Here is a 14,253-nt window from a genome sequence, read left to right as displayed (position 1 = left end):
TCCCCTACGCGCCACAGGTGACTAGAGCCTAATACTTAGGTAATAGTCACAGCTTGCAGGGAGGGGATTGTGGAAGCGATGCCGGAATCACGGGAAAATACATCCGGGGAAGATACCTCGGAAAATAACGAGCCTACTATTACTGTTGCGGAAATTCTTCGCACTGGCCGAGAAAAACGTGGACAGGATTTACGATCTGTCGCGAGTATTCTTCGAATAAGATATGTGTTTCTAGAAGCCATTGAACGTGGCGATTTTGCCAGCTTGCCGGGTGATACCTATGCATATGGTTTTGTACGGACCTATGCGGGCTACCTGAACCTCGACAAAGATGAAATTGTCAGACAGTTCAAACAGGAAGTTCAAAATTATGGTGATCGCAAGCAGTTGGTTTTCCCGACACCGGTTCCTGAGAGTAAAACACCAGGGCTGGCGATTCTTTTAATTTCGGTCATTTTGTTGGGCGTTGCTTATGGCGGATGGACAGCAATATCACGGTTTGACGTGGATATTACAGAATGGGTTCCTTTTTTATCTGAAAAGAAAACCGATACGTCTGTTGAAGAAGAGGTCTCTGCAACTGATCCAGTTGAGGTTACCCCATCCCCTGTTGAGTCAGCTTCTGTTGAGTCAGCATCCGCTGAGAATGTTTCCGAACCTGATGCGGCCATTGTAAACAGTGTGGATTCTGCAAACAGTGCACAATCCGATGACACTCAGACAGCTGAGAATTCGAATACTGAAGACGTATCTGTAAATGAAGCTTCTGGTGTTCTGAGCCAAAATACAGGCGACCAAAATACAGACCAGATGACAGAAACAGTATCGGCAGATACAAGTTCTGAGGCTGTATCGGCTGAAGCCCAATCTCAGGCAGTTCCCGAGGTTCCTGACGTTTCTCTCACCGGGAATGCTGAGCAGGGGGATGCTGTAGTTTCTGAGATAACAAATGATGAGGATGTTGTATCAGATAGCATCGCAACAGAGAATATCGCCGAAGCTGATAACACTGCGTCTGAGATAGAGACATCTGTCGCTGCTGTAACACCACCACCACCGCCAGAACCTGAAGTTTTTGGCGATGAAGTCGAAGCTTCGCCGATTTCTATTCATGCTGAACGGGATACGTGGATGCATATTGTGAATGGATCTGGCGAAGCAATCTTTAGCCGCGTTCTCAGGGCAGGATCAGTTTATAATGTGCCGAACCGGGATGACCTAGTTATGGCCACAGGGAATGCAGGTGGCATTACGATTAAATTGAATGGTAATGATTTGCCCAAGCTCGGTGCGCTAGGGGCAGTGCGCAGAGATATCATACTTTCAGAAGAGGGCCTTTTGGAGTCAATTACGGCAGAATAAACCTTTTACTTCATTAGGTTAGTTCTTAAATATTGAAAGGCGCAGTCATAAAACTGCGCCTTTTCTTTTTTCTGTCACTATTGCAGGTTTGAATAGCTGGTATGACATAAGGGGTTTCAGCTTGAATTATTGTTCAAGAAAGCGCATGTTTCCTCTGCTTTTTTAGGGCACAGAGAGAGTTTGATGAGTATACGTCCTTGGCGAGATATTGTTCGCCGGAAATCACGACAGATAATGGTTGGCAATGTCCCCGTTGGTGGTGACGCCCCTATTACCGTTCAATCCATGACGAACACCTTAACGACAGACGTAAAGGCGACTGTCGAACAAATCCATGCGATGGAAGAAGCTGGTGCTGATATCGTTCGCGTGTCTTGCCCGGATGAAGAATCTTCCCGGGCCTTGAAGGATATCATCAAAGAAGTCTCTGTGCCGATCGTTGCAGATATTCACTTTCATTATAAACGTGCCATCGAAGCCGCTGAATCCGGTGCGGCCTGTTTACGGATTAATCCGGGAAACATTGGTAAGCGCGAGAAAGTGCTGGAAGTTGTCAGCGCAGCAAAGGATCACGGGTGCTCCATGCGTATCGGTGTGAATGCCGGATCGTTGGAAAAACATCTGCTGGACCGTTTTGGTGAACCTTGTCCCGATGCGATGGTGGAATCTGCGCTTGGTCATATCCGGATCCTGGAAGACCTTGATTTCAGAGAGTTTAAAATTTCCTGTAAGGCATCGGATGTTTTCATGGCGGTTGCTGCTTATATGCAATTGGGCGAGGTCTGTGATTATCCGCTGCATATTGGTGTTACAGAAGCGGGTGGCCTGCGCACAGGAACGATTAAATCATCTATTGGTCTTGGAAGTCTTCTGTGGTCGGGGATCGGGGATACTTTGCGGGTTTCGCTGTCTGCTGATCCTGTTGAAGAAATCAAAGTCGGGTTTGATATTCTGAAATCACTTGGCCTGAGGCATCGGGGTGTGAATGTTATTTCCTGTCCATCCTGTGCCCGTCAACAGTTTGATGTGATTAATACTGTTTCTGTTTTGGAAGAACGGTTGAGCCATATTACGACACCGATGACTGTTTCTGTTATTGGCTGTGTGGTGAATGGTCCTGGTGAAGCGACGATGACCGATATTGGTTTGACAGGCGGCGGCAAGGGGACGCATCAGGTATATGTGGCTGGCATGCCTGACCATCGTCTGAAAGATCAAAGTATTGTTGATCATTTGGTGGGCATGATCGAAACCAAAGCCGCAGAAATTGAAGACGCCATTGCCCGGGGTGAAACACCTCAACAGATGGGGCACTAATAACTTTCTCTATGGAACCTCTATAAAAGTACGTGGCACGTTATTGTGGCTATGTACTTTTAAGGGGCTATTCCCTATAACCATTCCGGTTATTTTTAACCGAAACTCTTAATCCTTTATTTCAGGAGAACCCAAACGATGTCTTCTCTTCAACCAGTTCGCGGCACGCATGACCTTTTTGGCGATGATATGCGTCGACATCGCGAAGTGTTGAACATTGGACGCGAGGTTGCCAATCGTTTTGGGTATGACGAGATAATCACACCTATTTTTGAGAAAACAGAAGTTTTCAAGCGGACGCTTGGCGATACGTCAGATGTTGTGACCAAGGAAATGTACACCTTCTCTACCAAGGGAGGGGATGAGATTACGCTGCGCCCGGAAAATACCGCGGGTGTTGCGCGTGCGTTTATGTCTAACGGATTGAGCCAGCAACTACCGGTGAAGTTCTTTTATGGCGGTCCAATGTTTCGCCATGAACGCCCGCAAAAAGGCAGACAAAGACAATTTCACCAGGCTGGCGTAGAGCTTCTGGGGGTTGATAAACCACAGGGGGATGTTGAAATTATTTCCTTGGGGGTGCACTTTCTTAAAGAACTTGGTGTGTATGAAAATACGACGCTGGAACTCAATACACTTGGTGATGTTGAGAGCAGGCAGGCCTATCGTACGGCATTGATCGAATACTTCTCTGCGTTCAAAGACCAACTCTCTGAAGATAGCCTGAGTCGTCTCGATAAAAACCCGTTGCGTATTCTGGACTCTAAAGATGAAGGGGACAGAAAGCTTGTTGCTGATGCCCCTGTTTTCTCTGACTATCTCAATGATTTGAGCAAAGATTTTTTTGCGCAGGTTAAAAGTGGCCTGGATGCCTTGGGTATTTCTTATGAAATAAACCCGCGCCTTGTCCGTGGTCTGGACTATTACTGTCACACTGCATTTGAGTTTACGACAACGGCATTGGGCGCACAGGGGACTGTTCTGGCAGGTGGGCGTTATGATGGGCTGATTAAAACCATGGGCGGTCCGATAACACCGGGCGTTGGCTGGGCCTCTGGCGTTGAGCGTCTGGCCATGTTGATGACACGGCAAGTCGCAGAACCAAGGCCAGTTGTTATCATTCCGATGGGTGAAGCGGCGGAATCTCGGGCACAAGTTCTTGCAGATAAGTTAAGGTATGCTGCTTACCGTGTCGAAGTTGGTTTTAGTGGTAATCTGAAGAAGAGGCTGAATCGGGCCAATAAACAAAACGCCTGTGCTGCCATTATTATGGGGGATGATGAATTGGCTGCGAATTCCGCGACACTTCGTGATCTTTCCAGTGGCGAACAGGAACTTGTTAAACTGGATGCTCTGGCTGATAAGCTGACGGTTTATCGCTAAGCTGTACAGATCTGGTAAAAGAGGCCTAAAATGGCCTCTCTTACTTACAATCGTGATATCGTATGAATTCAGTTCCGCCCTTTGTTCCTGAGCACCCTTTGATAGAACACTCTGATCAATTTGATCAGCTTGCCATTGTTGGTGTTAGCGCAAGAACGGCAGGGCGGCGTTTACGGGATACGCTTTTCGTTGAAGAACCGGACTATGTGTCGATACTGAACAAGATCAAAGACAGTGGTAAACGAAGTGTTGTTTTGATTGCAACATGTGAACGGTTTGATTTTATCTTAGGCCAGTTAGAAAACGATGATATTGGCTTTTACCAGAACATCATTGCGCAAGAGGCGAATGTTGATCTGGTGACACTTCAGAAGCAAAGCTATGATCATTCAGGACAAGATGCGTTGCGGCATCTGTTTGCAGTTGCGGCTTCTTTAGATAGTTTGATCGTTGGCGAACCTCAAATTCTGGGACAAGTAAAGGAATGTCATCGGGTCTCAAAGGGGTTGGGATTAACGGACGGTTTTCTTGATAGTGTGTTTGAGGCCAGCCTTGTTTCTGCGAAGCGTGTACGGACAGAAACCACAATCGGGCAACAGCCGATCTCGCTCGCCTCTTCAGCTTTGCAGGTTGCACGCAGTATTCATGGCGATTTAACGCGCTGTACTATTGCGTTAATTGGTAGTGGCGAAATAGGCGAACTTCTTTGTCAGGAATTTAATGGCGTAGGCATAGGTAATCTTGTTATTACGCATCCAAAAATTGGACGTAGCCAAACGGCAAGTTTTCGTCTGGGGGGATCTGTATGCCCTTGGGATCAACTTGATGACCTGATTTACCAAAGTGATGTTATTTTGTCGGCCTATGGCGGCGGTGATCGTATCTTCACGACTGAAAATGTTGCTGCTGCTCTTCGTAGAAGAAAACGCAAGCCAGTCTTTTTTATTGATACGACTGCTGCGCGTGATATTGCACCGGAAATTAATAATTTGAGCGGTGCGTATTTTTATGACCTGGAAGATCTGGAAAGCGTTGCGAAACAGGGTAAGGTTCATCGCGAAGCAGCGATGATGGCTGCTTGGAAGGTTCTTGGCGATGAAATGCAAAGCTTCATCCGTTCAAAAGCGGAAAGACAAGCTGTCCCTGCCATTACAGTTATTCGAAAGCACTTTGAAGGACTTCGGTCACAGGTTCTACTGGAAACCGAAGGGAATTCGGATGCTGCGACCCGATTGTTAATTAATCGACTATTGCATAATCCGCAGGTGGTCTTAAAAGAGATTGCAAGAGAAGATCCTGAGAGGCAGATGCAATTTGAACAGTTACTGTTCAGATTGTTTGGTATAGAGACCGCTTTATATGGTGATGGTGGTGCTGCAGACAATTCTGAGCTCCAAAAAATTGATGGAAAAGAGGACTGAACGTGAAGTTCGATGAAAAGCTAGATGCTGTTGTTGCCCGTTATGACGAACTGAATGCGGTCATTTCTACCCATCAGGACCCGGGGTCGAATGAATATACCAAGTTACTTAGGGAATTATCTGAATTAACCTCTGTTGTTGAGACTGTTCAGGAACTGCGTGCTTTACAAACTGAGATGGCTGATCTGGCCGAGATGCTGAATGACCCTGATGCGGATTCTGAAATGCGGGACTTGGCCCAGGAAGAGTTTCTGGAATTAAAGCAAAAGCTGCCGGAAATGGAACATCAGGTCCAAATTATGTTGCTGCCCAAAGATGTGGATGGTGAACGTAACGCGATTCTTGAGGTCCGCGCCGGAACTGGTGGGGATGAGGCGGGTCTTTTTGCCGCTGAACTTTTCAAAATGTACCAACGCTATGCAGAAACATCCGGATGGCGTTTTGAGGCTTTGGACTATTCAGAAAATGGTATTGGTGGCGTAAAGGAGGCCACGGCCCTGATCACTGGCGCGGGCGTGTTCTCTAATTTGAAATTTGAATCCGGTGTTCACCGTGTTCAACGTGTTCCTGTGACTGAATCCGGTGGGCGTATTCACACCTCGGCAGCGACGGTTGCTGTTATGCCCGAGGCGCAAGAAGTTGATGTGGAAATTAATCCGGCTGATTTGCGTATCGATACTTATCGTGCGCAAGGGGCTGGTGGACAGCATGTTAATACGACGGATTCTGCGGTACGAATTACACACGTTCCGACGGGTGTTGTGGTTCAATGTCAGGATGGTCGCTCTCAACACAAAAACAAAGAACAGGCGATGAAAATGTTGCTGACACAGATTTATGACAATCAGCGGCAAGAACAGGAAAAAGAGCAGGCTGCAAACCGTAAGTCTCAGGTGGGAAGTGGTGATCGTTCTGAGAGAATTCGAACCTATAACTTTCCGCAAGGACGGGTGACGGATCATCGTATCAATCTGACTCTCTATAAGCTGGATAAGGTGATCACTGGCGAGGCCCTGGATGAAGTCATTAATGCGCTTATCGCCGAGGATCAGGCCGAACGTCTTGCTGAAATACAATGATCGAAAGCAACGTCTAAATTAATATGGCTTCCAATGGGCAAAATAAAAAGACGATTGCTGATTGCTTGATGGCGGGAAGCGAGCAGTTAAGGAATGCCGGGATTGATAATTCCCGACTGGATGTCCGTTTATTACTTGCTGACGCGATTTCCAAGGAAACGTCTTATCTGTTCGGATATCCAGAAAAAATCTTGAGTGACGAAGAGTTTTCCTGTTTTCAGATGATGCTTGATAAACGGATTAAGCGAGAACCTGTCTCAAAGATTATTGGTCGCAAGGAGTTTTGGAGCCTGAATTTCAAAGTTACGCGCGATACCCTTGATCCGCGACCTGACAGTGAAACTCTCATTGAAGCTGTTCTTGAAAATGTTACCGATAAGGCTCGGCAAGTTCAAATCTTAGATCTTGGGACAGGAACGGGATGTCTTTTGCTGGCCCTTTTGAGTGAATATCGTGCTGCTCAGGGGCTTGGTATTGATATCAGTGACAAAGCTCTTGCTGTTGCAGAGGAAAATGCAGTTTCTTTAGGACTCGCAAGCCGAGCGGTTTTTCAGGCTGGAAACTGGTGCGAAGGGTTAGAACCTGGCTGGGATATTATTATATCTAACCCGCCCTATATAGGTTCAGATGAAAAGAATGCTCTGGCGCCAGAGGTTCTAAATTATGATCCGAGTACGGCTCTTTTTGCTGAAAATAATGGAATGCAAGATTATCAGACGCTTATTCCGCAGGCCGCAGCAATTCTCAACGTGGAGGGTTTGCTTGTTATTGAGGCCGGACAAGGACAAGCAGAGGATATAAATGCTTTGATGTTTGATGCTGGTCTTATTGTTTCTCCGCCGAAAAAAGACCTTGGTGGTATCGCTAGAGCCTGCGTTGGGCGCAAAAGCATTTAATAAATAATATAAAATTAACATTTAGGGCTTGGAATGCCGGGGATATAGCTTTACGGTATACCAATAGCAGGGGCGTGGGGTGCCCCGGGGGTATTTGCCGACAACTTGATAAATAAGTCGTCAGAGTTTGAGACTCTTGACGTTTGTCGATACCCACGATTTAGCATTTAATTTAGCTTGCGAATGATGAGACAGCAAAATTCAAACAATTCGAACCGTCGTCCGCGCGGCCGGTCAAACAATAATAATCGGAAACCACAGCAATCACGTAATGGTGTCTTCGATAGTAACGGACCTGGGGGGCGTATCCGTGGAAATGCCTCACAACTAAAGGAAAAATATTTACAGATGGCACGTGACGCTGCTGTTGGGGGGGATCGTGTTGCCGCCGAATCTTTCTATCAGTTTGCTGAACATTATTTCCGTGTCATTAATGATTCGACTGATCCTAATTCAGGTCGGAATAATCAGTCTGATAATAATTATCGCAATAGAAATTCTCGTAATTCGTCTGATGGCGAAACGAAAGTTGTTGATGGGAATGTTGCTTCTGAAAATGAAGCCGATACGCAGCCAGCAATTGTCTTGAACGATGAAGGTTCCGCCGAAGAGGAAACATCAAAACCAGCCGCACGGGGACGTGTGCGGACACGTCGTCCTCGCTACGAGTCTTCTGATGATGCCAAGCCAGCGGATAAACCTGCTGAAAAAATGACGCTTGAAGTTAAAACAGAACAAGCTTCTACAGAAACGCCACCCGCTGTTGTTGAATTGCCTTTGGCGACAGATGAGACACCAGCCGAAAAGCCCAAGCGTCGTACAAGGACGCGTAAGGTCGCGGATACCGGCGAGGTCAAAACACCACGGCCAAGAGGACGTCCCCGTAAAAACCCGATCGAGAAAGATACGACGGAAACAGCTTAGTTTAACTACCAGTTTTTTGCTGTCTTAAAAGTTCGATTTGTATGCACCAGCTGATTTGATTGTACTAAGCAATCTTCACTGGTGCATTTTTTTTGATACGTCCATCTGTTTTGACCTGGGCGTATACACCCATGTTTCTGTGACCAAATCCTGCTTGCAGGCTTTTGGGAATGTTTAGGTCCACTTCGGCGGTATCCAAATTTACATTCGTCGCAGCACAACGCCCAATAGGCGACTTTACTTCCAAAACGACGTCACCGATGGTGATTTCTTTCCCGACCCAGTCGTTTTCCGCCCAAGCTTTTAATCCCTGAATATAGAGGTTCCCCCTAAAACGCATAGGGTCAACAGGGCTTCGGACAACCCTTTCAAGATCTCTAATGCTTTCAAGGTTAATGAGCGAGATTTGTAAGTAAGGAATGTCGGTAAAGGCAGTGGTACTATTTTCCACAATTTTAGGTGCGCCACGTACATCAGATTCTAAAAAGCTTGCCAGGAATTGTTCCAATAGCATGCGTCCAGTCTGATCGGTCAATTTTCCTCTGGAGACTCTTTTGCCATTACGAAAAAGGGTGAGTGTCTCTGTTTCCCTGTCAAAGCTTGATGTTAATTGAGCCAGTTTTGGATTCTTTGCCAGCATCACAAAGTGTTTTTTGGCAAGCCATGTGGGGCCATCAGGAAACTCCGTAGAGCCATGGGCAATGGCGAATCGCCTGTCATCGGGGAAAAGTGCATCTTTGAGAAGATCGACTTGATCTAAATTTTCAGCACTGAGGCCCTTAACTGGGTAGCTATGTATTGATTTTATATGAGCAGACATCTTTTTTCCCGAATTTTTTTCTATTGTGTTGGCTGCATATTATTTTTCAAGCCTTTAATGGTTTGATCTGCGAAGTTCCCACGTTTCAGCCGATTATGCGAGGTGCGAACATCTAAAAAAATCTTGGGCATGTAATTTAGATACTGAAAATAAATAAAAATTTTTTAAATGAGAATGATTTTCAGTTGCATAATGTTTTTCCATGAGCTAGCTTCCTTCTTGTAGTTCCTACCGAGGAAGAAAACACAGGCTCTTCGGCGTATATCGCCAACACTTTATAGTTTGTGCTCCTTCTGGGTATGTACTCATCTCTCCTGACGTAACTATGGGATTTCCCAACCCTGCCTTCGGGCAGGGTTTTTTTTGCCTGAATTTTTTGCCTGAATTTGGGGAATGCGCCCATTGAATGTGTTTGGAAATGTCTGGGAAAAATTCTCTCTATTTCAAGGGGGTATTAGCTTAAAAATCCAGATACTCAATCCTTGTATCTGTTTAATCTGATACACATATATTCTTTGACGGGTGATATCGATCAACGTCAGAGTTCCATCATGCTACTATTGTGGGTGATGGGTGGTATTGGCATCAACGATTGTGTGCTGCAGATGCAGGCATGACGGAGAGGGCTTTAAAAATATGAATTTGAATAGTTATACTGAAAGAACCCAGGGGTTTATTCAGGCTGCGCAAGGGCTTGCGCATCGCAGTGATCATCAACGGCTAACACCTGAACATATGCTTAAGGTAATGCTGGATGATTCGGAAGGTCTCGCCGCTAATCTAATCACTGCGGCAGGTGGAAACCCGACAAAAGCACGGGAAGATGTCGATCGTGCGCTGGCGAAGTTGCCGAAGGTAAGTGGCCAGGATGTGGGGCAGGTGTACCTGGCCCCCGAAACAGCGCGCGTTTTCGAACAGGCAGAACAAATCGCGAAAAAGGCGGGTGATAACTATGTCACAGTAGAGCGGCTTTTGATTGCTCTTGCGCTTTCGAAAGAAGCTGAATCCGGAAAAATTCTCAAAGATGCCGGGTTAACGGCCCAAAATCTCAATGCAGCAATAAATGACCTGCGTAAAGGACGGACGGCCCAGTCTGCATCAGCAGAAGACAGTTATGATGCTTTGAAAAAGTACGCACAGGATCTGACCAGTCTGGCACGGGAAGGGAAACTTGATCCCGTCATTGGCCGAGAGGAAGAGATCCGGCGCACGATTCAAGTGCTTTCAAGACGGACCAAGAATAATCCTGTTCTGATTGGTGAACCGGGTGTTGGTAAAACGGCTATTATTGAGGGGCTGGCTCTTCGTATTGTCAACGGTGATGTCCCTGAAAGCCTCAGGAACAAGCAGTTGATGTCGCTTGATCTCGGCTCAATGGTTGCCGGTGCTAAGTATCGTGGTGAATTTGAAGAGCGCCTTAAAGCTGTTTTACAAGAGGTAACCGAAGCAAGCGGCGAGATCATTGTCTTTATTGATGAGCTCCATACCTTGGTCGGTGCAGGGAAAACTGATGGTGCAATGGATGCATCGAATATGTTGAAGCCCGCCTTGGCGCGGGGTGACCTGCACTGTGTCGGAGCTACGACACTTGATGAATATCGCAAGTATATCGAAAAAGATGCCGCTCTGGCGCGGCGTTTCCAATCTGTTGTTGTCGAAGAGCCGAATGTTGAGGATACGGTATCTATCCTTCGCGGACTGAAAGAGAAGTATGAGTTACACCACGGTGTCCGAATTACAGATTCTGCGCTTGTTGCCGCCGCATCACTCTCAAACCGTTACATAACAGACCGTTTCTTGCCGGATAAGGCGATTGACCTTGTCGACGAAGCTGCAAGCCGTCTGAGGATGGAGGTGGATTCCAAACCTGAAGAAATTGACGAGATGGATCGCAAGTTGATCCAGTTGAAGATCGAACAATCCGCCCTTCAGAAAGAAAGCGACAAGGGCGCGAAAGATCGTCTCGACAAGCTGAAGTTTGAAATTGCCGAGTTGGAAGAGAAGAGCAACACGCTGACCAGCCAGTGGAAATCTGAGAAAGACAAACTTGCTGGTGCCCAGAAGATCAAGGAAGAGCTTGAACAAGCCCGTATTGAGCTCGAACAGGCCGAGCGAGATGGTCGTCTCGAAAAAGCCGGTGAGTTGAAATACGGACGCCTGCCAGAGTTGGAAAGAGCTTTGGCCCAGGCTGAAGAAGCCGGTGACAGTCACATGCTGAACGAAGAAGTGCGTGAAGATGCGATTGCGGCGGTAGTTTCCCGCTGGACAGGAATTCCCGTCGACAAGATGCTTGAGGGCGAAAGAGAAAAGCTGCTTCAGATGGAAGACCTTCTCAGGAAGCGTGTCATCGGACAGGATGAAGCGATTGTTGCGATTTCTAATGCTGTTCGTCGTTCCAGATCCGGTCTTCAGGATCCGAATCGTCCTATCGGGTCTTTCCTTTTCCTCGGCCCCACCGGTGTCGGTAAGACTGAGCTGACAAAGACACTGGCATCATTCCTGTTTGATGATGAAACGGCGATGGTGCGTTTGGATATGTCGGAATACATGGAAAAGCATGCTGTTTCCCGTATGATCGGGGCCCCGCCTGGGTACGTGGGTTATGAAGAAGGCGGTGCTCTAACCGAAGCTGTGCGCAGACGCCCTTATCAGGTGGTCCTTTTTGACGAGGTTGAAAAGGCGCACCCGGATGTCTTTAACGTTCTTTTACAGGTTCTGGATGACGGGCGTTTGACCGACGGTCAGGGGCGCACGGTTGATTTTAGCAACACACTGATCATCATGACATCTAACCTTGGATCAGAAGTTCTGGCGAACCAACCGGATGGCGAGGACAGTTCTGTTGTTCGTGAACAGGTGATGGACGTGGTTCGTGCCTCCTTCAGGCCTGAGTTCCTGAACCGTTTGGACGAGGTTCTTTTGTTCCATCGTCTAGAGCGTCGCCATATGAACTCTATTGTCGAAATTCAGTTTGGTCGTCTACAAAAACTGCTGGCTGGCCGCGATATCAAGGCAAAGCTTGATGACGATGCGACGGAGTGGCTTGCAGAAAAAGGTTATGACCCCGTCTATGGGGCACGTCCACTTAAACGTGTCATTCAACGAGAACTACAAAATCCACTGGCTTCGCTGTTGCTTGACGGTTCGATCCATGACGGAGAACAGCTGAATATTTCTGCCGAGGATGATGTTCTTACGATCAATGGTCAAAAACTGGCCGTCCAGTAAAGGTTCTTCCTGCTGATCTGTCATTAATACATGAAAATAAAAAGGGGCCGCTTGTATTTTTAGCGGCCCCTTTTTGTGACTGAATGAGATCCTGGGATTAATTGGTTTCCAGCTTTGCAATTGCGGCTGGCTTTTCCAGTTCTTCAATTATTTTGTCAATTTTGGCTTGTTCAACTTTGAACTTTTTCAGGTCAGCCTTTTTGAGCTTTTCGCCAGCGGGCAGCTTAACGCCCAGTGGGTTAACCTGGCGGCCGTTGAAAAGTACTTCATAATGAAGATGGGGGCCCGTAGAACGCCCTGTTGTGCCAACATAACCAATGACCTGGCCTTGGCGCACCCGCTTGGATTTGCGAATGCCTTTGGCAAAGCCTTTTAAGTGAGCATAAGCGGTTTCATAGCCACTGTGATGGCGAATCTTTATATAGTTACCAAAACTGCTGAAGCGGTTTGCCCGTAGAATAACGCCATCACCCGCTGCATAAATTGGTGTGCCACGCGGAGCGGCAAAGTCCACACCTTTATGCATCTTGGTATAACCAAGAACCGGATGTTTGCGTTTGCCAAAACGACTGGAAAGGCGTGCACCATCAACAGGTGTTCTCATCAGTGCTTTCTTGGCTGATTGGCCCTTTTCATTAAAGTAATCAGTAAAGCCACTGGATGGGGTGAAACGATACAGTTGCAGATCATCTCCAGAGAGGTTCAATCGGCCATATAGCATTTCACCTGTACGGGCGAGATTACCATCTTCATCGTAAAAGGCTTCATAGACAACCTCGAAACTGTCGCCCTTTTGAATCTCGCGTTGGAAATCGACGTCAAAGCTATAGGCTCTGATCATCTTGATCATGATATCATTCGGAACACTGGCATTTGTTGCCGCGAGATAGAGGCTACTGGTAATCTCGTTGGTGCTGCGTGCCATTCTCATGGTCAATGGGCGTTGAATTTCCTCAGCTATATACTTGCTGTCTTCGCCCTCGGTGGTACTGACCTTAACGATGCGCTCTACACTTGGCTGAAACTGCATCGCTCTCAGTGGGCCGACATTACGTTCCTTTGCTTGTTCTTCTGTCACAGGTGCTGACGGTGGCGCAAAGGTAAGTGCGATGTCCAGGCCAGGTCTGATCTTTCGTGGGGAATAGACATCTGTCAGGGCAGTAATCGCACCATGCGCTTCAGAACGTGTAGCTCCGGCTGTAACAAGCAGGCTCATGAGTGTATCGCCATGGGAAACGGTTACCATCTTTTCGATATCACTCGGTTCCTGAATATCTGCGGCGGTTTCCGTGGGTACGGCTCCAACAGCGATGTATTCACTCGTCAGTAAATCCGTTTTTAAAGTCGCGACAACTTCTGGTGAGGCAACGGTAATGTCTTGCGTGTTGATGTTTGCATCGATGCTTTCATCGTTGGTCATTTCAACAGAGGCGCTGGGGCTATTGTTTGTAACCTGCTCTTCTATAGGGGTACTACTGGAAAGCCAGAAATAGATCCCGCCAAGGGCGAGAATCGACAGGCTGCCTCCTAGTGCTGCATTAACCATAAAAGTAGGTGTGTGGAATCTATTCTTCACACGTAGTGCTCCGGAATCCGTGACGACATACGGCCGTATTTAATGTTGTTGTTATGTAGAATCTCAAAACTCTGCTCGGACAAAGTGATGTATTTATGGATTCCTGTCAATCTTTACTCGATTCTCTTTTTAAAGAAAGTCCCCCTTTTCTGCGGGGTTTACGGCAAAATTGTCGTAAACAGGGGGCAAGATGATGGAAAAAAGTAAATAAAATTTAAAAAGGTCTTTGACAGTGTTGGTTGAGGGG

General features: G+C 47.0%; 10 protein-coding genes. 8 read left to right on the top strand and 2 right to left on the bottom strand.

Annotation, left to right across the window (positions count from 1 at the left end):
- Positions 1–78: 78 nt before the first annotated feature.
- From WH95_RS19400 to WH95_RS20835, 7 genes are all read left to right on the top strand, one after another.
- Positions 79–1,362: a helix-turn-helix domain-containing protein gene (locus tag WH95_RS19400; RefSeq protein ID WP_245622998.1), complete on the top strand. Its 1,284-nt coding sequence runs from the start codon at positions 79–81 to the stop codon at positions 1,360–1,362.
- Between the two features lie 183 nt (positions 1,363–1,545).
- Complete coding sequence (gene ispG, locus WH95_RS19395) at positions 1,546–2,679, top strand: flavodoxin-dependent (E)-4-hydroxy-3-methylbut-2-enyl-diphosphate synthase (protein WP_046510068.1); 1,134 nt, start codon at positions 1,546–1,548, stop codon at positions 2,677–2,679.
- Between the two features lie 138 nt (positions 2,680–2,817).
- Positions 2,818–4,062 carry a histidine--tRNA ligase gene (gene hisS, locus WH95_RS19390; protein ID WP_046510067.1) on the top strand — a complete coding sequence of 415 codons (1,245 nt, stop codon included), beginning with the start codon at positions 2,818–2,820 and terminating at the stop codon, positions 4,060–4,062.
- A 62-nt stretch (positions 4,063–4,124) separates the two neighbouring features.
- Complete coding sequence (hemA, locus tag WH95_RS19385; RefSeq protein WP_052742169.1) at positions 4,125–5,483, top strand: glutamyl-tRNA reductase; 1,359 nt, start codon at positions 4,125–4,127, stop codon at positions 5,481–5,483.
- Between the two features lie 2 nt (positions 5,484–5,485).
- Positions 5,486–6,562, top strand: coding sequence for a peptide chain release factor 1 (gene prfA / locus WH95_RS19380; RefSeq protein ID WP_046510066.1), 1,077 nt, complete (start codon positions 5,486–5,488; stop codon positions 6,560–6,562).
- A gap of 23 nt (positions 6,563–6,585) precedes the next feature.
- Positions 6,586–7,458 (top strand): peptide chain release factor N(5)-glutamine methyltransferase, encoded by an 873-nt coding sequence (gene prmC, locus WH95_RS19375; protein WP_046510065.1) that lies wholly within the window; start codon positions 6,586–6,588, stop codon positions 7,456–7,458.
- A gap of 183 nt (positions 7,459–7,641) precedes the next feature.
- Complete coding sequence (locus tag WH95_RS20835) at positions 7,642–8,382, top strand: DUF4167 domain-containing protein (protein WP_082114254.1); 741 nt, start codon at positions 7,642–7,644, stop codon at positions 8,380–8,382.
- Between the two features lie 64 nt (positions 8,383–8,446).
- On the opposite strand, the gene WH95_RS19365 is transcribed toward WH95_RS20835, so the two are convergent.
- Positions 8,447–9,202 (bottom strand): MOSC domain-containing protein, encoded by a 756-nt coding sequence (locus WH95_RS19365; RefSeq protein ID WP_046510064.1) that lies wholly within the window; start codon positions 9,200–9,202, stop codon positions 8,447–8,449.
- Positions 9,203–9,838: 636 nt separating this feature from the next.
- Between WH95_RS19365 and clpB the strand changes: the two genes are divergently transcribed.
- Positions 9,839–12,430 (top strand): ATP-dependent chaperone ClpB, encoded by a 2,592-nt coding sequence (clpB, locus tag WH95_RS19360; RefSeq protein WP_046510063.1) that lies wholly within the window; start codon positions 9,839–9,841, stop codon positions 12,428–12,430.
- 97 nt (positions 12,431–12,527) lie between these two features.
- Here clpB and WH95_RS19355 read toward each other — a convergent pair whose 3' ends face one another.
- Positions 12,528–14,006, bottom strand: coding sequence for a M23 family metallopeptidase (locus tag WH95_RS19355; protein ID WP_218044534.1), 1,479 nt, complete (start codon positions 14,004–14,006; stop codon positions 12,528–12,530).
- Between the last annotated feature and the right edge of the window lie 247 nt (positions 14,007–14,253).

Origin of the sequence: Kiloniella litopenaei, from assembly GCF_000982415.1 — a bacterium.
GTDB classification, from domain to species: Bacteria; Pseudomonadota; Alphaproteobacteria; order Kiloniellales; family Kiloniellaceae; genus Kiloniella; species Kiloniella litopenaei.
This window is presented reverse-complemented; position numbering and strand designations above follow the sequence as displayed.